Raw genomic sequence first — 19,960 nt, 5'->3', positions numbered from 1 at the left:
GAGCAGCTTACTTGCTAGCCGCACGCTGAAGGATTTGAATTAATCGTTAAGGAGTTTTTATGTATACACAAAAGATGCACCCAGCTACTACTTTTCCTGAAGTAAAGGCAACGCTATCAACCGGCGAAACTATATCGCTGGCAGACAAGGGCGACGGATGTGACTGGAAAATGGTGGTGGTATACCGTGGTAAGCACTGCCCGATTTGTACCAAATACTTAAACAAACTTGAAGATTTTACGGGTCGACTACGTGAGCTTAATATTGATGTTGTTGCAGTAAGCGGCGACAGTAAAGCTCAGCTTGAAGAGCATTTGGACGATTTATCGATAAACTTTCCCATTGCGTACGGATTGTCACAAAGTGATATGGAAAAGCTAGGGTTATATATTTCTGAGCCGCGTTCAGAAAAAGAAACGGATCATAACTTTGCTGAGCCTGCCTTGTTTGTGCTTAACGGAGATAACGAAATTCATATTGCTGAAATTGCTAACGCGCCTTTTGTTCGTCCGGACTTAGAGCAGCTAGTATCTGGCCTAGAGTTTATTCGCAACCCAGAGAATAACTATCCTATTCGCGGTACGTTTAAAGGCTAAGATTATGAGTCAGTAATAGTGATATGTCGTTCAAAAGTGAGGCTCTAGTGTTTATGAAATGACCTCATACAGTTGTACTCATTTTTTAAACGGCAACCAAGGCCTGATTTCGATATTGTATCGGACTCAGGCCTTTTAATTTTCTTGAGCTTACTCGTTTTTAGCAGATATTGAAAAAGCAATGGGCGCCATTTGCTTTCTAAAATCACTTAGTGCATCTAAAGGTAGCTCAACATCTATTTGTACACTGCTTCCATAGCTGCAGTTGGCAATTTTGCCTTCAGCTTGTTCCACTAAATGACGGACGAACTGCTCATGTTTGAAATCAATGTCTACACAAACCGGTTCTAGTTTTATTTCTTGTCTTACTTCAAGAGCATCAATGGCTTGCTGTGCTGCAGCCGAGTAGGCCCTTACCAAACCACCCGCACCTAATTTAACTCCGCCAAAATACCGCGTAACAATGATCATAATGTCGCCGATATCTTTGTGCTGAAGCACATTCAATATGGGTTTTCCTGCTGTGCCGCTAGGTTCGCCGTCATCAGCAATGGCCGCACTAGTGGGCGCGTTAGGGTTGCCAAAAACATAAGCCCAGCAATGGTGTCTGGCGTCGGGATATTGTTGTTTAACGCTTTCTAAAAGCGCCATTGCACTTTCACGAGAGTTAGCAAAGCCAGCGCAAGCAATGAATTTACTTTTTTTGATTTCGTACAGGGTTTCAACCTGTTTAGCGGGAACGGGATAAGTCATCGGCACATTGTAAGCGAAGACTATTTTTTATTTAAGTCAAATAAGTTCAGTCGAGCATTTTACTTGTTTGAATAAGAGATTGTTTGTAGATAGGAAAAGTAGTCGTGCCTTATCCATTGGGATTAATTCCGTCAAGAATGGTTGAGTTTTTCCTAAACTACGGTGACTATTCATATTGAACAATAACCAATAAAGCTCATTAGACCACCTGATGCCATTAGAACGATTTATTCCTTTTCGCAAGTGCGACGTCATCACCTTATGTGAAAAACTACTGGATCGCGAATGCACAGACTTTCGTACTTTCTCTACGTTGTTGGTCAGCCGTATACACTACCAGTACCATGAACAATTAGAGGCGTTGAAAAACAATTATAGCCATTTTGATCCAAATAAAGACACACGTGCATTGCAGCCTTCAGATGAAAGGGTACGTAAGCAGAGCCAAAGAGCCTTTGCCAAGGGTTTTGCTAGCCTCTTAAACGCGGCTAATTTTGAAAAAGTCACAGATGATGATTTAGAAGCAGCACTAAACGAAGAATCGCTGTTTAAAGTGCGCCTTGCGGTAAGCTTCAATGACTTTGATGATGTGGTGTTTTATCGACGGGGCGAGTCGGTAAAAACGGAAACCGTGCGTACGTTTTTCGGGTTACGAAAAAAGCAGGTGTCGTTTACCAATTACGACAAAGTAGCCGTTTATATTACTTTTAAAGATGAGGCTTACTTCAAAAGTAAGGGCCAAACACCGGTAACCTTTAAACCTGGCTCAACCATAGTAAAGCTTTTTCAAAATGTACCTAAAGCAGACTTGGAAATGCTGTTTCCAAACAGTGAAGTCAAAATGCGTCCGCTAGATAAGTTGATTATTAGTGCGTCGGCTGCAATAGGTGGCACCGTGGTGCTCGTGACTAAATTAGGCGCGTCCTTACTTCTCATGGCGTCTTTTTTGGCGTTTTGGCTGGGCTTTAAAGACGACGAAGTGGAATTGACCAAGCAAAGCCTTATTACTTTTGGCATTGGCATGGGGGTATTCGGCAGCTTTATCTTTAAGGAATGGACAAAGTTTAAAAACCGAAAAATTCGGTTTATGAAAGCTTTGTCTGACAATCTGTATTTCAAGAATTTGGACAATAACGCAGGTGTGTTTCATACGTTAATTGACGCGGCAGAGGAAGAAGACTGCAAAGAAGCTTTGCTTGCTTATACATTTTTGCTGAAATGTAGTGAAGTGTCTGTAGAAGGTGGTGCTGCATTCTGCGCGGTGCGTGCAGAGTGCGAGATTGCCGCTGGTGGAATGACATTAGCAACCCTCGATAGTGTAATAGAAAGTTACTTTTCAGAAGAGCTTGATTGTGCGCTCGATTTCGACGTTACCGATGCTATTACTAAGCTGGTGGACATGGAACTAGTCGAACAACACGGCGATATTTTTGTGGCGCGAGCGCTAAACGATGCTGTTAAGATACTTGATGACTATTGGGACAATATTTATCAGCCAGTTTGATTGTTTCTTGTACCGTCTAGTAGATTGCCCAAGCTAGGTTATTCCGTCTGATATCCTTTGCGACGCCTTTGGTTTTAAATAAACGAGGCTAATGAAAAAAATAAGACCGGCAATCGAAGTTCCAAACCATTGTCATAAAAACACAAAATCTCTATAGTTGATGTACGGTGCGTTGATCAACATCGACACTCCATAGCAGCAGCGCCATTGCGCCGAATGCGTTTCTCTATCTCCAATGCAACAAGCCTGGTTCACTTCTACATGAAAATATTGCATACATCTGACTGGCACTTAGGTCAGAGTTTTTTTACGAAAAGCCGCAAAAACGAACATGCCGCTTTCCTTAAATGGCTTCTTCAACAAATAGAAGTGCATCAAATAGATGCGATTGTTGTCGCGGGTGATGTGTTTGACACGGGCACGCCGCCTAGCTACGCCAGAGAGCTCTACCATGCGTTTATCGGTGAACTACAGGGCATGCAGTGTACATTGGTGGTGCTGGGGGGAAATCACGATTCAGTGTCGGTATTGAACGAAAGTAAGGCGCTACTGAAATATCTTAATAGCCACGTAATAGCCAGTACCTATGGCGAAATAAGCGAACAAGTCATCACGCTGAATGATCGCAAGGGGCTGCCCGGTGCCGTATTGTGTGCCGTACCCTTTATTCGCCCACGTGATGTGCTGGTCAGTGAAGCAGGGCAAAGCGCCACTGACAAGCGTCGAGCGCTGGGCGATGCGATAAAACAGCATTATGGGGCGCTTTATAATAAGGCCTTGTCATTGCGTGCCTCAATAGCAGAAAAGCGGGTAGAAAAGGGCAGCGAAAATAGCGCAGCCATTCCTATTATCGCTACGGGGCACTTAACCGCTTTAGGCGTGAGTCAGTCAGAGAGTGTACGAGATATCTACATTGGTACTCTTGAAGGCTTTGATGCCAAAGGATTTCCGCCGGCTGACTACATTGCACTTGGGCATATTCACAGGCCACAAAAGGTAGCAAAAACTGAACACATTCGCTATTCAGGCTCTCCCATACCGCTTAGCTTTGATGAACTGAATACACAAAAACAAGTGGTGTTAGTCTCGTTTGAATGTGAGAGCACAACGCCAACTATCTCAACGCTTCCGGTACCGCGCTTTCAGGCCATGGAAGTCATAAAAGGCGATTTACAAGCGATTGAGGCGGCCATTAATGAAAGCGAAGCCATCGCGCTAGCTTCTTCTCAAACAGGTGATGCCGTTAGCGAAGTGGATAAAGCCCTTAGCGAGGTTAATAAACTCCTTAGCGTAACGGATAACGCCATTAGTCCTCAAGACCCAGTGTGGTTATGCATTGAAGTTGAAACAGAGGACTACCTAACCGATTTGCAGCAGCGTATACAAGCCTTGTTAGAGGGTAAAAACGCTGAAATTTTACAGTTGAAACGCAAGCGTAAGCGCACAGTAAATAGCTTAACGGAAAAGCAAAATGTCCAGCTTAGCGAACTATCGGTAAACGATGTATTTGAAGCGCGTTTGGCATTGGAGAGCATAGAAGATAATCCAACAAGTGAGTCGGCACAGAGCGGGTCGGTACCAACTGAGTCGGCAAAAGAACTCCTGCCAGATTATGAGCAAAGCGCCAGAGGAAAGGTAGAAGCGGGTTCAGAGAAAAGCGCTTCACGCATCAACCGGATAAGGCAGCTGTTTAATGAAGCGCTAGAACGGGTGCATACCAATGATGAAGATGCTGAAGCGCCAGTAGAGGCATCATTGGCAAACAAGACAGAAAATAAAGGCGAGTAACACAATGAGAATATTGACCTTACGCCTTAAAAATCTAAACGCTCTAAAAGGGGAATGGAAGATAGATTTCACCCAGTCTCCGTTTATCGACAATGGCCTGTTTGCTATCACAGGCCCAACGGGGGCGGGTAAAACCACGCTGCTTGATGCCATTTGTTTAGCGCTTTATCACCAAACCCCTCGTTTAGGGCCTATTTCAACGTCGAACAACGACATCATGACCCGCGGCACGGCGGAGTGTTTGGCGGAGGTTGAGTTTGATATTAAGGGGAAAGCATACCGTGCGTTTTGGAGTATGCGTCGCGCCAGAGGGAAAGTTGACGGTAACCTTCAAAGTGCCGATGTTGAGCTTGCCGAAGTTGAAAGCGGTAAGGTGTTGGCTACTCAAGTGCGGCCGAAAAGTGAAGAGATTGAAAAGCTGACCGGCCTTAATTTTGCCCGCTTCACCAAGTCTATGATGTTGTCGCAAGGGGATTTTGCAGCATTCTTGAATGCTAACGAGGCCGACCGAGCCGAGCTGCTTGAAGAATTAACAGGCACCGAAATCTATGGCCAAATTTCACAGGCAGTACATCAGCAATTTAGTGACGCTAAACAAAAGAAAAAAGAGTTTGCGATAAAGCTGGAAGGCGTAACCTTGCTTAGCAACGAGCAAATCACCCAGCTTGAAGAAGAGCAAGCACAAACCAAGAGCCAAGTCGCAGCGTTTAACCAAACACTTGTTGAGTTACAAAAGCAACAGCAGTGGCAACAAGCGTTTATCGCTAACGAGCTCGCCACTAAAGAAGCCAGTGAAGTGCAGCAGAGCGCGAATAACGCCATTAATGAGGCAAAGCATGAGCTTGAACTTCTAACTAAAAGCGAGCCGGCTGAAAAACTTCGCCTGCCATTTTTGCAAAGAAACGGGCTTCAGCAAGACGTAACCCGTAATAAAGAAAGGCTCGACGAGAAAGCTGCTCAGCTGCCCGACTTAAAAACGCAAAAGGCACAACTTAGCTCAGAAGTAACCTATGCCGAACAAGCGTTAGTTCTTACAAAGCAACAAAGCAGTGAACTTGAAAAGCGCATAAACGAGCAGGTGATTCCGCTAGATAACCAAATAGCGCAGCTCACTACTGAACAGCAAAAAGCAAACGAAAACACGGCACGTTTAAGGCAATCAATAAACGCGTTAACGCTAAAGCGCACAGAAATCGAAAACGCTTCGGCAGATAACAAAACAAAGCTTGGTGAACTGGAAACTTACTTACGTGATCACCATTCACTTAGCGGCATAGCGGAGTTTATAAGTGGCTGGAGTGAAACGGCGCGCCATATTGAACGTGATAAAAAGCAGTTAGAAACACTGACACAAAGCGTAAAGGATGATCGTCAGGCGCTTTCATCCCTAGGTGAAGCTATTGCAAAAACAAATGAGTCGTTAAACACCTTAACGCAGACCTTCGATGACAAAAACGCGCAAGTTGCCAAGTGCGAAAAGGCGCTTCATGCCGCGCTATCTGATTCGCCCGCTGAAGCTAATGGTGCTGGCACCACAAGCAAAAATAGTCTTCAGCAAGAGCGCGATACCAAGCTTCATCATTGGGATAACGTATTACAGATAGGGCATATTCAGCAGCAATATTTGGCACTAGAGCAAGACAAAGTATCGCTGAGTGCACAGAGGGAAGACTTAGCGAAGCAACTAGCGCAGCAGCAATCTGACCGACAAGCCTTGGTTGATGCTTACAAGCAAACTCGTAGTAATTTGAAAGACTTAGAGGCGCTAATCGCCTTAGATGCTGAAGTGGCGCACCTGCGCGCACAGTTAAAAAGTGGCGAGCCGTGCCCAGTTTGTGGGGCTAACGAACACACCACGTCTAGCGTGGCGATTGATGTACCTGAAACTATCCAAAAGCGAGATAGCTTAAAGCAGCAGTTAGATGATATTGAGCAACAAGGGGCGCGGGCAAAAGAAAGCGTTACACACACTGAATTCACTCTTGCTCAGGTTAATAAGCAGCTAGAACAGGCAAGCGGGCAACGAGAAACGCTGCTAGAAAAGTGGCAGCAGATTTCAAGCATACTTAGCGCTGATATATCGAGCTTTGAAAAGGTCGACATTAATACATCGCAAAGCGTCGCTCAATTTACCCAGCAGTTTAAAACTCGTCTCGATGATATTAGTGCCCAATTAACCCGTTTAGAAGAGTGCGAGCAAGCTCTAAATGCTGCTTTGCAGGCTAAAAATGAAGCGCAACAGGCATTACAAGGCAAGCAGTCAGAACTTGCAGTTTCTCTGCAGCAGCGCGAAACCTTGGAAAAGCAATTCATCGAACGCAATGTAGAGCTAGAGAACAAAACACAAGGGATTAATAATAGTATTTTAGCGCTCAGCGAGACTATGACGGCGCACGGTGCTGACATTCACAACCTGTCTATTGATGGAATTACCACGTGGTTAAATGAAAAAGCCGAAGCGCTTAAAACCTATAAACACAATCATCAGCTACACGCTAAACTTAAAGATGAGTTGCAAGAGGTAAACAGCACCTTGCTTGTGGTCAGTCGTGATATCGAAAGCGCTGAGAATCAGCTAAAGGATGTATCTGAAGAGCTTGTGCAGCTAGATAAAAGTTTAAAGGCGCTGCGAGACTCGCGCACAACAGTATTCCCTGAAGGCAATATTGCTGAAACAAGGAATAAGGCAAACGCCGCCCAAGAAATGGCTGAGCGAAATGTAAATGAATGCAAATCTCGCCTACAACAAACGGACACTATTTTGTCTCGTTTAGAGGCCGAAATTGTCCAGCTAAATGAGCAAATGCGCGAAAAAGAGCAAGGACTTACAGAGGCAACAGAGAACTTTAACCGTCAGTTGGCGAGCAGCCCATTTGCCGATGAGCAAGCATTCAGCAATGCGCTTTTAGACGAAGATACCCGCAACACATTACTTGAACTGCAAAAGCGATTAACTCAGCAAAAGCAACAAGCAGACTTAAAGCTAGAAAACGCGCTAGCTATCCAACAATCGCTAAAAGCCCATGCTAATGCAGCGCAGTGGCAGAGTGAATTAGAAGAGCACGGTGCACAGTGGCTCGAGTCGAAAATTAACGAGCAAGCTCAGCAGCGTGACGCGCTGTTATCTTCTTTAGGGCAAATTGGACAGCAGCTAAGCGCTAACAATCAAGCCCGCGAAAAGCAGCAGCAGCTTGTGGACGAGATGGCCGCGTTTGAGGCCTATTATGACGATATTACTTATCTGCATTCATTAATTGGTTCGGCCAGCGGCGACAAATTCAGACGTTTTGCTCAAGGGCTTACGTTGGACAATTTAGTGCAGCTTGCAAATCAGCAACTTGATAAATTACACGGTCGCTATCAGCTAATTCGAAAAGAAAACGAAGGGTTGGGTTTAAGTGTATTAGACACCTGGCAAGGTGATGTAGTGCGAGACACCAAGACCCTGTCTGGCGGAGAAAGCTTTTTGGTGAGCCTTGCACTGGCATTAGCTTTATCTGACTTGGTCAGTCACAAGACCAGTATTGATTCGCTGTTTTTGGATGAAGGCTTTGGCACCCTTGATGCTGAAACTTTGGATGTGGCGCTTGATGCGCTAGACAACTTAAATGCCAGCGGAAAAATGATTGGTGTGATAAGCCATATTGAAGCCATGAAAGAGCGTATTCCCACTCAGTTAAAAGTGATTAAACGCAATGGCGTAGGCTTAAGTGCACTAGAAAAAAACTATGCAGTAAGTTAAAGCGGACAGCTCTAGTTACTTTGGTATGACGCTGCTTTAAATGGCTTTCCAGATTAAAAGGAAGCAAATTTGTTGAAAGTAAACAATAGTAATAAATCGTTCAGGCTGTTAGAGAAAGGCCAAGATCGAAAAGCAAAAGCAATTAAAATTCTTGGTCTAAATATTCTAATTTGGGGGGCAACTTTCTTCGGTTATGGGTTTGTCACTGAGCTTCTTACTTCAGGTTCCAAGGGAGCCGGAAAACTCGGTGCTTTAATTTTTATGGGGCCAGCGTTTGCGGTAGTGGGGTCTATAAAAATAGGAATAAAAGAGCAGCGAATCCTTACTATCGATGAAACGGGTATCAAATTTGGAGGGCCAATTTCCTCTGTTAATCATTACTTGTGGAGTGACATTAAAACCATTGAATTTGACGCGTCTGACTCTAACGCAAATCTTCATTTACACAAGAGTGGCAAAACAATAAAAATACCGCTTCATAAGTTCGATATTACGACCGAAAAATTTAAAGCGTTAATAAAGAATTAAAATAATAGTGTTTGTTCTATACGTTACGTCATTCCTTGGTAAGTCCATCTTGTAAAATCTATTTACATATAACGCTCTAGTAAGCTAGTGCATTTATGATACTTTATCCTTGTACAAAATAGATATGGACATCATAAACCGTGAAGCGATTTGCAATCCTCCCTCTTCTTGCGTCTTTCAGTACTTTCGGTAGTCCCTTTCAGTGCGAAAGTGAGTATGCATGGCTAAAAAGCACGTTTGAAAATAACGATGCCGGTTTTCAATATAGTGTTGAGAAAAAAGGGGAGGACCTTTATTCCGCCCACAATAGTGCGATTTTGGCGCGAGTACAAAGCGCGAAAAGCGAAGCGCAATGCCACACAGTGCTTAGCGATTGGCTTACGTTTTTTCGCAAAGGGCATATTGGTCTTGCGCTAAACACGAATGGCTCAGAGGAAGCGGTACGCGAATCGGTAGTACATGATTTCGACTTATCGGCATTTAAACAACATTTGAAAAGTCAACGTGACGAAACTCTTGAGGGGATTTGGCAATTCTCAAGCTATACGGTTGCGTTAAAAAAAGAAGGCAATGTCCATAAAGCTTATATCGTTGAAAGTACCAACCCTTCATGGAAGGCGGGACAAGTAAAGTTCATTCTCAACGACCCTGAAGACAACAATACTGCAAGAGTGACATTTTTTATGGGCGACCACTCAGCCCGACAAATCGATACCATGACACTCTTGGGTAACAATGAAGTGGTGTTGGGCAATAGCTTTATCGTTATGTCGCGAGAGGAACCGCGACAAGAATCGTCGCCTGAAATAACACGCTATGTGCGCTTACTAAGTACAAAGGCTCCGCTATTCGAGAAAATTTCAGATAACACAGTGTTAGTTCGCATACCGGCTTTCGATCATGCCTTCAAAAAAGACATCGACGCGGTTATCTCTAAGCACCTAGACACGATTTTAAAAACTGAAAACCTCATTATCGACATCCGAGGAAACGGTGGTGGTAGTGATGTAAGCTATGCGTCTTTACTCCCTATTTTATACACCAACCCTATTCGCACTGTAGGCATGGAATACCTATCTACCGAGCTTAACAACTCTAGAATGCTTGGCTTTTTGCAAAACCCTCATTTTAGTGAAGAAGAAAAGCAGTGGGCCAAAGACGGGTACAACATTCTTCAGCAACACATCGGCAGCTACATAAACATTGATGACGACGTAACGGTGGAGACATTCGATAAAATCGAACCTCTGCCAAAAAGTATTGGCGTACTCGTTGATTCAAGTAATGGCAGTACCGCAGAACAGTTTTTACTGGCGGCTAAACAAAGCAAGAAAGTAAAGTTGTTTGGGCAAACCACCGCAGGTGTACTCGACATCTCAAACATGTATCAAGCTGATTCGCCGAGCGGTACTTTTACCTTGCATTACAGTTTAACCAAAAGTTTGCGTATTCCCCACATGGCCATTGATGGGGTAGGCATTCAGCCAGACTATTATATTGATGGAGAACTTCCTCTTTACCAGTGGACGTCTTATACGCAAAAGATACTTGAAGGCATGTAAACCCTTATAAACGGCAAGCATACGGTTATTTGCGAGTAACTAAGACCAAACTGGTTCATTTGTGTAACGTTATCCTTTATGGTGCGTCGTCAAAATAATAATGGACCAACATTTATGGATTCAACGTCACGCCCCAGCCTGTTTCAGCGCTACATGAATGGCAGTTTGGTACTGCAAATTATCATTGGTATCGTATGCGGTATTGCGATAGCGAGTTTTTCACCTTCAGCTGCTCAATCAGCAGGGCTATTGGGTAACTTATTTGTAAAAGCCCTAAAAGCAATTGCTCCTTTATTGGTTTTTGTTTTGGTCATGGCATCCATTGCCAACCATAAGCAAAACGAGCAAACCTTTATCAAACCCGTGCTTGTGCTTTATTTGTTGGGCACACTACTGGCCGCGCTCACCGCCGTGTTGGCAAGCTTTGCTTTTCCTACAAGCTTAAGCTTAGTGACCTCAGAAGTTAGCCAAGCTGCGCCGAAAGGTGTATCGGAAGTCCTTACTACTTTGCTTTATAACATGGTAGATAATCCGGTAAATGCATTAGTAAATGGAAATTACATTGGCATTCTCACGTGGGCTGTAGGTCTAGGCTTAGGTCTACGTCATTCTAGCGAGGCAACGAAAGCGCTACTTCAAAATATGGCAGATAGCGTAACAACCGTGGTGGGTTTTGTTATTAAACTCGCGCCCTTCGGTATTTTCGGCTTGGTAGCCAATACCATTGCTACAACGGGCTTTGAAGCATTGCTTGGCTATTCCCATTTATTAACGGTACTGATTGGCGCGATGTTATTTATCGCACTTGTGACCAACCCTTTATTAGTATTTTTGGCAACCAAAAAGAATCCCTATCCTTTGGTGTTTAAATGCCTGAAAGAAAGCGGCATTACGGCATTCTTCACCCGTAGTTCGGCGGCGAATATTCCGGTAAATATGGCGCTGTGTAAACGCTTAAAGCTTGATGAGGACACCTACTCGGTATCTATCCCGTTAGGCGCCACCATTAATATGACTGGGGCTGCAATCACCATTACCGTGTTGACGCTAGCTGCGGTTAACACCTTGGGAATTTCTGTAGATTTCCCTACTGCTGTATTGTTAAGCGTTATCGCTGCGGTATCAGCATGTGGAAGTTCAGGTGTTGCAGGTGGTTCGCTACTGCTTATTCCGCTTGCCTGTAGCCTGTTTAATATACCCAATGAAGTGGCTATGCAGGTGGTTGCGGTGGGCTTTATTGTTGGCGTACTGCAAGACTCTGCTGAAACAGCATTAAATAGCTCCACCGATGTCTTGTTTACCGCCGCTGCGTGTGAAAGGGCAGGCGGCCAGTAAACATAAAAGCGTCATACGTTAAAGCGTTAACTCGTTAAGTGTGCGTGCTTATTGCATCTACTGATTCAAAAATTAGCCGTGCAGCCAGCTTTGCTGTGCGGCTATCAATATCATAATTGGGGTTCATTTCCGCAACGTCACACAGTCTCCATTGATACCCATAAGTACTTTGGTGCTGTGCTAAAAAGTGCAGTGTGTTAATCACAAGTGTGGGGGAAATCCCCAACGCACTGGGCGCGCTAACGCCAGGTGCTTGTGCTGCTGAAAATGCATCTAAACATACAGTGACGTAAAGCTCATCGATGTCTTTTAGCATCGGCGATAGCAGTTCATCTATTCGCTGCATACACAGTGATTCATCATTTAACGCCACATCGGTTAAATAGCGCGTGTTGGACGTATTGGCAAAGTTAAACAGCGCTGGTGTATTGGCTGCTTTCGACACGCCCAAACAAGCGTAATGAAACGGTGTACCGTGTAACTGGCAGTGCTCATACACTTGCCTGAACGGCGTACCAGAGCTGGTGTTTGGTGAAGGCTTTCTTAAATCAAAATGGGCGTCGAAATTAATAATTCCAATGCTGGCACTATTCGGCTTAGCATTGAAAACGCCTTGATAGCTACCCCATGCAATTTCATGTCCCCCTCCTAACCCAATGACCAATCCATCATTTTGCTTGAGCGCATAACAAATGGCGTCGGCATATTGGGTTTGTGCCTGGGCTAAGTTCTCTTTAGCAGTAACATTTCCTAAATCAGCTAATGATGCGTTTGGCCAGTGCCAGGGCAAGTTTGCAAGTGCCTGGCGAATCGCATTTGGACCATCAGAGGCACCTACACGGCCTTTGTTAAATGCCACACCCAAATCACACTCAAAACCAACAAGGGTAACGGAGTTGGCTAATGAATTATCTTCGCCCACTTCAAGTTCGTTAACTTTTTGATGCCAACGCAAACCATCAATTCCGTCTTCACTATCTACTCTGCCTTGCCACTTAAACATGTTTACCTTCCTTAAACACCGCAACGGGGCGGTGGCCATTAATACAATAGGCGAGCTCTGCCGGCGTTTCGATATCCCACAGCGTTAAATCAGCAAGCTTGCCTGCTTCAATAACACCTCGGTCGTGCAGTCCTAGTGCACTAGCCGCGTGTGCAGTAGCGCCGCGTAGCGCTTCTTCCGGGGTTAACTGAAACAACACGCAACTCATATTCATCGCGGTAAGGATTGAGGCTAGCGGTGAACTACCTGGATTAAAGTCAGTGGCTAAGGCCATGGGCACATTGTGCGCCCTTAGAGCATCTACCGGCGGCTTTTGCACTTCACTTAAGTAATAAAAAGCGCCTGGTAAAAGCACGGCAACGGTGCCACTTTGAGCAAGTAAGGGAATATCGCTGTCAGCTAAATATTCAATGTGATCTACCGATAGTGCGCCGTACTTAGCCGCCAAGACTGCACCTTTGCTGTCGCTAAGCTGCTCTACATGAGCTTTAATGGGTAAACCGTACTGCTGTGCGCAGCTAAACACCCGTTCTGTTTGAGAAGTTGAAAATCCGATAGTTTCACAAAATACATCAACGGCGTCAGCCAAGTTTTGCGAAGCGATGTGAGGAAGTGCCTCGTTGCAAATGAAATCGATATATCCTTCTGAGTCGTCAGCAAATTCATTGGGCAGGGCGTGAGCGCCTAAATAAGTGGTTTGAATGCTAACAGGAAGGTGTTGTTCAAGGGATTTAGCCACGCGCAACATGCGCACTTCAGTGTCTAAGTCCAGCCCGTAACCTGATTTAACTTCAATGGTAGTAACGCCTTCTTCGCACAGTCGCTTTGCTCGCTTTATCGCAGTGTGAAGCAGGGTGTTTTCGTCAGAGCGTCGAGTTTTTTCAACCGTCCCTTTAATACCACCGCCGCGCTGCGCAATGTCTACATAACTTGCGCCCTGCAATCGCATTTCAAATTCTTCGGCGCGATTGCCGCCATACACTAGATGCGTATGACAATCGATGAAGCCAGGCAATAGCCACGGGTGTTTGGGCGTTGAACCTTCATTTTGGGGAATTAGGGTAGTGGCATCTATTACGCTTTTGGCCTGCTCAAACACTTTGTCGAGTGAGCCATCGCAAGGAAGTAACGCAGCAATTATGCCGTCTTTTATGGCAATGGCGTGTGGCGGTAATTCGCCATAGGGCAGCTCGTTGTCTTGCATAGACGCAATGCGAACATTGTAAATAAGCGTGTCGTACTGATAACCCATATTGCGCTCCACCTTAAGTCACCTATTGCTAGCTCTTTGCCTACTTCTGCCCAGTGCCTTCACTGAAACAATGTGCAGATTTTAAAAGTCAGTGTACTTGTGCATACTTGTATATACAAGTATGCTGTTAGCATATTATTAACAATTTAGTTGTGAACCCACGATATGCAACCTAGATACAGGGTCATTAAAACAGCAATTTTGGATGCCATCGAAAACGGTGTAATGAAGCCAGGTACTCAAGTGCCTTCAGAAAACCAACTTGCCCAGCAGCACGGTGTAAGCCGAATGACTGCTAGAAGAGCGTTAAGTGAAATGGTGGACGAGGGCATTTTAATGCGCAGCCAGGGGATTGGCACGTTTGTGTCAGATAGTCGCCCTATGAGCTCAATGCTTCAAATTAAAAGCATTCGCGATGAAATAGAGCAGCGGGGACACAGATACACTAACGAGATATTGGTTCTGGAAACTGCTCCCGCCAGTGATGTTATTTCGCAGCGTCTAGCGGTTGATGTTGGGGTACCTGTATTTCACAGCATTATTGTGCATTGCGAGAACAACTTGCCTGTTCAGTATGAAGATCGGTGGGTTAACCCAGCTTGGATTGACGACTACCTAGATAAAGACTTTAAAGCGCAAACTGCAAACTTTTATCTAAACCAAGTCGCGCCTCTCTCTCAGGCGGACCATAGTGTTGAAGCTGTAATTGTTGAAAAAGATATTGCACAAGCGTTACTGATAAAGCCTAAAGAGCCTTGCCTAAAGATTACTCGACGGACATTTTCACGTGGGATGGGGAAGGCAACTGGCGCTGCCGCTGTGGTTAGCCACGCTGTGCTTTTCCACCCTGGCAGTAGATACAGACTGGGAGGACACTTGGAGTTTTAAGTGCAAACGCGCCTAAGACGCTAACTCTCAAGGCGCTTTTTTAAAGATACTGCTTCTTACAACAAAAACATTTCAGTAAAAAAAAAAGATGCCTAGGAGAAGTTTATGAAACGCCTCGACCCTACAAGAGAAATACGTGCCCCAAGAGGCAGTATGCTAAATGCGAAGAGTTGGCAAACCGAAGCGCCGCTTCGCATGTTAATGAATAACCTGGATCCAGAAGTGGCGGAACATCCGCAAAACTTGGTGGTTTACGGTGGCATTGGGCGCGCGGCTCGCGACTGGGCGTCATACGACAAAATTGTTGAAGTGCTTAAGCGCTTAAATACTGACGAAACATTACTTATTCAATCGGGCAAGCCGGTTGGCGTATTTCCTACCCATGAAAACGCACCTCGTGTGTTGATTGCAAACTCTAACCTTGTACCGCACTGGGCTAATTGGGAGCACTTTAACGCTCTGGATAAAGAAGGTTTGATGATGTACGGGCAAATGACGGCAGGGTCGTGGATATACATAGGCTCGCAAGGCATTGTGCAAGGCACGTATGAAACCTTTGTGAGCGTGGCAAAAACACATTTTGAAGGAAGCGCTGAAGGACGCTGGATTTTAACAGGCGGCTTAGGCGGTATGGGTGGGGCACAGCCCCTTGCGGCTACTATGGCCGGCTTTTCAATGGTGGCAGTGGAAGTTGATGAAACCCGCATAGATTTCAGAATTCGAACGGGCTATCTGGACAAAAAAGCGCATTCCTTGGAAGAAGCTATGGGCTTGTTAGATGAAGCTAAGCAAGACGGCAAACCCGTTTCAATAGGCTTGCTCGGCAATGCTGCTGAGGTATTTCCTGATATGCTTGAAAAAGGGATTATTCCTGATGTGGTAACCGATCAAACCAGTGCCCACGATCCGCTTAATGGCTATTTGCCTGTAGGTTGGACGCTGGATCAAGCCGAAGCACAACGCAAGAAAGATGAAGCGTGTGTTGTTAAAAAAGCAAAACAGTCGATGGCGCTGCAAGTTAAAGCCATGCTGGGTTTTCAAAAAGCCGGCGCGGCAACGCTCGACTATGGCAACAACATTAGGCAGATGGCGCTGGAAGAAGGCATTGAACATGCTTTTGATTTTCCAGGGTTTGTTCCCGCTTATATTCGACCGTTGTTCTGTCAGGGCATTGGCCCCTTTAGATGGGCTGCTTTATCTGGCGACCCAGAAGATATTTATAAAACGGACGCTAAAGTTAAAGAGCTTATACCAGATAACCCGCATCTACATAATTGGCTAGATATGGCTAAAGAACGTATTCAGTTTCAGGGCCTGCCTGCGCGTATTTGCTGGGTTGGACTAGGTGAAAGACAAAAGTTGGGGCTTGCCTTTAACGAAATGGTGCGCAGTGGCGAGTTAAGCGCACCGCTAGTGATCGGTCGAGATCATCTAGACTCTGGCTCGGTCGCTTCCCCAAATAGAGAAACCGAGGCCATGCTCGATGGTTCTGATGCGGTTTCGGACTGGCCTTTACTAAACGCGTTATTAAACACTGCGGGGGGCGCAACCTGGGTGAGCCTTCATCATGGTGGCGGTGTAGGAATGGGCTTCAGCCAGCATTCGGGCGTGGTAATTGTTTGTGACGGCACTGATGCAGCAGCTGAGCGAATTGCTAGGGTACTTCATAACGACCCCGCCACAGGCGTAATGCGTCATGCGGATGCTGGCTATGACATCGCAAAAGACTGTGCGGTTAAACATAACCTTGATCTTCCTATGGTAAATCCCGAGGCTAATAGTCAAGGGGCTGGCAGTGCAGATTCAAACCATAGCTCACACCAAAACTTAGACGGGGAGGCGTGATCATGTCCCGGAACTCTTTTTTCGCGGAGCAAGACGGTATTAAAAAGCTTACGCTTGTTCCTGGTACCTTGAACCTAGAGCAGTTAAGAGAAGTACATCGAAGTCACGTTCATTTATCGTTAGATGAAAGCGCAGTACCCGCTTTAAACGCCGCCGAGCAAGTAGTGCTTAACGTGATTAAAGAAAATCGAACCGTGTACGGTATCAATACCGGCTTTGGGTTATTGGCTAATACCCGTATTAATGTTGACGAGTTAGAGTTATTACAGCGCAGTATTGTGCTATCGCATGCGGCCGGCACGGGCGACTTTATGCAAGAAGATACTGTGCGCCTGCTCATGCTGTTAAAAATAAACTCGCTGGCCCGCGGTTATTCGGGAATCCGTTTAAGCGTAATAGAAGCGCTCATTACCTTGTTTAACGCACAGGTTTACCCAGCTATTCCTGAAAAAGGGTCGGTAGGGGCTAGTGGAGACTTAGCGCCTTTAGCACATATGAGTGTAGTGCTTTTAGGAGAAGGGGAAGCTTTCTACAAAGGTGAACGTATAAGTGCGGCTAAAGCATTGGAAATAGCGGGCATGGAGCCAATTTCGTTGGCACCTAAAGAAGGCTTAGCACTATTAAACGGTACACAGGCATCAACAGCGTTTGCACTTCAGGGGCTATTTTACACTGAAAATGCGCTTCACAGTGCTATCGGTATTGGCGCGCTCACGGTTGAAGCTGCGTTAGGTTCTCGCGTGCCCTTCGACGCGCGCATTCACGAGGTGCGCGGCCATAAAAGCCAATGCGATGTAGCCTCGGCTTTCAGAGCATTGCTAGATACTTCAGAGATTGGCAACTCACATCAACGATGTGAAAAAGTACAAGATCCGTATTCGCTGCGCTGCCAGCCACAGGTAATGGGCGCTTGTTTACAGCAAATGCGCTACGCCCAAGACATTTTAGTGACGGAAGCTAATGGCGTTAGCGATAACCCGTTAGTTTTTGTACAAAGCGGCGATAGTTCAAGTGTTGGCGAAGCGACCGATGGCGATATTTTATCTGGCGGAAATTTCCATGCAGAAACGGTGGCGATGGCCTCAGACATGTTGGCTATCGCGCTGTCTGAGATTGGTGCGTTGTCAGAGCGCAGAATGTCGCTAATGATAGATACTCACTTAAGCGGTCTACCGCCATTTCTAGTTGAAAACGGTGGGGTAAACTCAGGGTTTATGATCGCACAGGTTACCTGTGCGGCACTTGCTAGTGAAAATAAAACCCTTGCGCACCCTGCTTCTATTGATTCTTTGCCAACGTCTGCAAACCAAGAAGACCATGTTTCTATGGCTACCTTCGCAGCCAGACGTTTAAGAGATATTTTCGATAACGTGGCAGGTATATTGGCCATTGAGTGGTTAGCGGCCTGCCAAGGTTTAGATTTTAGAAAGCCGCTTGCAACAAGCGAAAAGCTGCAGGTGCTGATGCAGCTATTAAGAGAGCAAGTGCCGTTTTACGATAAAGACCGCTATTTTGCCCCAGACATAGAAAAAGCCAAGCAACTGATTAAGCGATGCAACCTTATGGATAAAACGCAGTTAAACCTGTTAGGCTAGTATGATCCAGGCTTGGTGTTTCGAGTAAACACTTGTAGATCATAAATAGAGTAGAGGTGGGAATGATATGCAAACAAATGGACGTTGGTTAATTTCAAATGAGGCTCGTACTTCTATGAATCGTACTTCGATGAAACGCGCTGTGAAGAAGGGCACTTTTGTAAAAAGCACTGTGCTGGGTTTATTCGCCGCGTCGGTGTTTACGTTGGCAGGCTGTAGCGACAGCGAAGTGGGCGATGTGTCTCTTGGTCTTTTCACCACAAAAGATATCAAAATTGATGCGCTTCAAGACCCTGTTGTCACTGGCGTCACTTGTCATATTTCAAGTATAGAAGCGAATCTAGATTTGTCTGACCCGTCAGACAGTTCTATTGCGTGCAGGCAAACCGGCCCCATCACTGCCGAGATGCTAGACGCTATCGATAAATCAGATTCTGGCGAAGTGATTTTCAAAAAATCAAAGAGCGTGTTTTTTAAGAATATGAAGCTTCGACGAATTTATGATGCTGACTCAAAAACGCTGATTTACTTGTCGTACAGCACGAAAGAAACATCGGGTAGCTACAAACATAGTTTATCTACCGTTCCCCTTTGGGAAACCCTTGCGTTTAAGACGTCCGCGTAAATTTCAATGTGCAATTAACGAAAATGCCCCTTAAATACTGGGGCATTTTTTGTTGTGTCTAGTGAAAACGGTGCCGATATTCATCGCACACCTTAATTGAGTAGAATATATTTAACAGTAAGGTTTCGCCTTTACGTTCTTGATCGCACCACTTCTTGAACCGTCAAAAAAAGCGCGTATAAACCAGCATGGCACTCAGTGCTGTATCATCGTCTGTCAGCGGGCTATCGCTAATGCTATCGTCAAAGAATGTGGCGCCAACCTCTAAGCGGGTCATGCCACCCAAAAATTGGCGGGTGGAAACAGCAACGCGAACCTCTGTGTTAAGTGCGCTATCGCCATTATATGCGCTTCGCAACGCTGTGGCTTCCTCGGGGCGTACACCGTAATAATAGTCGACATAGTTGGCGTCTTGGTAGTTAACGCCTACCGATGGCTCTATCATGAAGTTATTTACTCTAAACTGTTTGCCTATTCGAGCAGATGCCTGGTAGCCATCGAACTTACCAAGAATGTCCGCGTTGGTTGACAATGAATACACCCAGCTTCCGGTATTATAATTGAGGCCAACGCCAGCCGCGTAACTAAAGTCTCTGTCTTCCATACCAGTAAACACAGCGCTGTCATCTTCTTCGTAACCTGCAAATACCGGCACAAGCTGGGCATCAAGGGTAAAGCCCTTTTCTCTAAATAGTTCGTAGCCTATGAATGGCCCGTAAACCCGAAGCTTTTCACCGGTGTAGCCAACAATAGGAATAGGCACAATGCGGTTATTAAAATCGGTATACACATCTTGGGATGCGGCGACACCAAAACCCCACATCCAGCCTTGGGGCTGTTGTGATCCCGTTGGTTGTTGTGCAGTGACAGTGGAAGAGAATGCGAGTAATGTTGATAGGCTAGCTACGCCTAAATACTTTAGTAGAGTCATCAATAAATTTCCT

The 19,960-nt window shown here is 45.4% G+C and carries 15 protein-coding genes and 1 pseudogene; 11 read left to right on the top strand and 5 right to left on the bottom strand.

The window, feature by feature from the left end; translation table 11 throughout:
• Positions 1-59: 59 nt before the first annotated feature.
• Complete coding sequence (locus ACXAER_RS06220) at positions 60-596, top strand: redoxin domain-containing protein (protein ID WP_474827591.1); 537 nt, start codon at positions 60-62, stop codon at positions 594-596.
• Positions 597-681: 85 nt separating this feature from the next.
• Here the strand turns inward: ACXAER_RS06220 and ACXAER_RS06215 are convergent.
• Together ACXAER_RS06215 and ACXAER_RS06210 are read right to left on the bottom strand one after the other, a co-directional pair.
• Positions 682-744: pseudogene (locus ACXAER_RS06215) on the bottom strand (hypothetical protein); the annotation flags it as partial.
• 2 nt (positions 745-746) lie between these two features.
• Positions 747-1,349, bottom strand: a complete 603-nt coding sequence (locus tag ACXAER_RS06210) for a YigZ family protein (protein ID WP_474827589.1) — start codon at positions 1,347-1,349, stop codon at positions 747-749.
• A gap of 211 nt (positions 1,350-1,560) precedes the next feature.
• Here ACXAER_RS06210 and ACXAER_RS06205 point away from each other — a divergent pair, with 211 nt between their 5' ends.
• The 6 genes from ACXAER_RS06205 (at position 1,561) to sstT (ending at position 11,808) form a co-directional block, all read left to right on the top strand.
• The gene (locus ACXAER_RS06205; protein WP_474827587.1) at positions 1,561-2,853 is read left to right on the top strand and encodes a TMEM143 family protein; all 1,293 of its coding nucleotides are present in this window, start codon (positions 1,561-1,563) and stop codon (positions 2,851-2,853) included.
• 261 nt (positions 2,854-3,114) lie between these two features.
• A complete protein-coding gene (sbcD, locus tag ACXAER_RS06200) occupies positions 3,115-4,641 on the top strand; it encodes an exonuclease subunit SbcD (RefSeq protein WP_474827585.1) in 1,527 nt (508 codons plus the stop codon).
• 4 nt (positions 4,642-4,645) lie between these two features.
• Positions 4,646-8,383 carry an AAA family ATPase gene (locus ACXAER_RS06195; RefSeq protein ID WP_474827583.1) on the top strand — a complete coding sequence of 1,246 codons (3,738 nt, stop codon included), beginning with the start codon at positions 4,646-4,648 and terminating at the stop codon, positions 8,381-8,383.
• 69 nt (positions 8,384-8,452) lie between these two features.
• Positions 8,453-8,911 carry a hypothetical protein gene (locus ACXAER_RS06190; protein WP_474827581.1) on the top strand — a complete coding sequence of 153 codons (459 nt, stop codon included), beginning with the start codon at positions 8,453-8,455 and terminating at the stop codon, positions 8,909-8,911.
• 140 nt (positions 8,912-9,051) lie between these two features.
• Entirely contained in the window at positions 9,052-10,473 is a 1,422-nt protein-coding gene (locus ACXAER_RS06185) for a S41 family peptidase (protein ID WP_474827579.1), read from the top strand.
• A 114-nt stretch (positions 10,474-10,587) separates the two neighbouring features.
• Positions 10,588-11,808, top strand: coding sequence for a serine/threonine transporter SstT (gene sstT / locus ACXAER_RS06180; protein ID WP_474827577.1), 1,221 nt, complete (start codon positions 10,588-10,590; stop codon positions 11,806-11,808).
• A gap of 34 nt (positions 11,809-11,842) precedes the next feature.
• Here the strand turns inward: sstT and hutG are convergent, their stop codons facing one another.
• Both hutG and hutI read right to left on the bottom strand, forming a co-directional pair.
• Positions 11,843-12,811 (bottom strand): formimidoylglutamase, encoded by a 969-nt coding sequence (gene hutG / locus ACXAER_RS06175; protein ID WP_474827575.1) that lies wholly within the window; start codon positions 12,809-12,811, stop codon positions 11,843-11,845.
• Positions 12,804-14,063 carry an imidazolonepropionase gene (hutI, locus tag ACXAER_RS06170; RefSeq protein WP_474827573.1) on the bottom strand — a complete coding sequence of 420 codons (1,260 nt, stop codon included), beginning with the start codon at positions 14,061-14,063 and terminating at the stop codon, positions 12,804-12,806. Before hutI ends, hutG begins: the two co-directional genes overlap by 8 nt.
• A 165-nt stretch (positions 14,064-14,228) precedes the next feature.
• On the opposite strand from hutI, the gene hutC reads away from it, so the two are divergent.
• The 4 genes from hutC to ACXAER_RS06150 all read left to right on the top strand — a co-directional run bounded on the left by hutC (position 14,229) and on the right by ACXAER_RS06150 (position 19,016).
• The gene (gene hutC, locus ACXAER_RS06165; protein ID WP_474827571.1) at positions 14,229-14,951 is read left to right on the top strand and encodes a histidine utilization repressor; all 723 of its coding nucleotides are present in this window, start codon (positions 14,229-14,231) and stop codon (positions 14,949-14,951) included.
• A 105-nt stretch (positions 14,952-15,056) separates the two neighbouring features.
• A complete protein-coding gene (hutU, locus tag ACXAER_RS06160) occupies positions 15,057-16,796 on the top strand; it encodes a urocanate hydratase (protein WP_474827569.1) in 1,740 nt (579 codons plus the stop codon).
• Between the two features lie 2 nt (positions 16,797-16,798).
• Entirely contained in the window at positions 16,799-18,391 is a 1,593-nt protein-coding gene (gene hutH, locus ACXAER_RS06155) for a histidine ammonia-lyase (RefSeq protein ID WP_474827567.1), read from the top strand.
• Between the two features lie 130 nt (positions 18,392-18,521).
• Positions 18,522-19,016, top strand: coding sequence for a CreA family protein (locus ACXAER_RS06150; protein ID WP_474830520.1), 495 nt, complete (start codon positions 18,522-18,524; stop codon positions 19,014-19,016).
• 163 nt (positions 19,017-19,179) lie between these two features.
• Here the strand turns inward: ACXAER_RS06150 and ACXAER_RS06145 are convergent, their stop codons facing one another.
• Positions 19,180-19,947 (bottom strand): MipA/OmpV family protein, encoded by a 768-nt coding sequence (locus ACXAER_RS06145; protein WP_474827565.1) that lies wholly within the window; start codon positions 19,945-19,947, stop codon positions 19,180-19,182.
• Positions 19,948-19,960 lie beyond the last annotated feature (13 nt).

The organism is Alteromonas sp. AWJ4_199 (assembly GCF_056159165.1).
The sequence above is the reverse complement of the archived record's forward strand: the minus strand, read 5'-3'. Positions and strand labels throughout refer to the sequence as shown.

Excerpts from the sequence above, each read along its gene's own strand:
- hutI (WP_474827573.1), bottom strand. The coding sequence starts at position 14,063 with ATGGGTTATCAGTACGACACGCTTATTTACAATGTTCGCATTGCGTCT.
- ACXAER_RS06145 (WP_474827565.1), bottom strand. The coding sequence starts at position 19,947 with ATGACTCTACTAAAGTATTTAGGCGTAGCTAGCCTATCAACATTACTC.
- hutG (WP_474827575.1), bottom strand. The coding sequence starts at position 12,811 with ATGTTTAAGTGGCAAGGCAGAGTAGATAGTGAAGACGGAATTGATGGT.
- sstT (WP_474827577.1), top strand. The coding sequence starts at position 10,588 with ATGGATTCAACGTCACGCCCCAGCCTGTTTCAGCGCTACATGAATGGC.
- hutU (WP_474827569.1), top strand. The coding sequence starts at position 15,057 with ATGAAACGCCTCGACCCTACAAGAGAAATACGTGCCCCAAGAGGCAGT.
- hutH (WP_474827567.1), top strand. The coding sequence starts at position 16,799 with ATGTCCCGGAACTCTTTTTTCGCGGAGCAAGACGGTATTAAAAAGCTT.
- ACXAER_RS06210 (WP_474827589.1), bottom strand. The coding sequence starts at position 1,349 with ATGACTTATCCCGTTCCCGCTAAACAGGTTGAAACCCTGTACGAAATC.
- sbcD (WP_474827585.1), top strand. The coding sequence starts at position 3,115 with ATGAAAATATTGCATACATCTGACTGGCACTTAGGTCAGAGTTTTTTT.
- hutC (WP_474827571.1), top strand. The coding sequence starts at position 14,229 with ATGCAACCTAGATACAGGGTCATTAAAACAGCAATTTTGGATGCCATC.
- ACXAER_RS06150 (WP_474830520.1), top strand. The coding sequence starts at position 18,522 with ATGAAACGCGCTGTGAAGAAGGGCACTTTTGTAAAAAGCACTGTGCTG.
- ACXAER_RS06195 (WP_474827583.1), top strand. The coding sequence starts at position 4,646 with ATGAGAATATTGACCTTACGCCTTAAAAATCTAAACGCTCTAAAAGGG.
- ACXAER_RS06220 (WP_474827591.1), top strand. The coding sequence starts at position 60 with ATGTATACACAAAAGATGCACCCAGCTACTACTTTTCCTGAAGTAAAG.
- ACXAER_RS06205 (WP_474827587.1), top strand. The coding sequence starts at position 1,561 with ATGCCATTAGAACGATTTATTCCTTTTCGCAAGTGCGACGTCATCACC.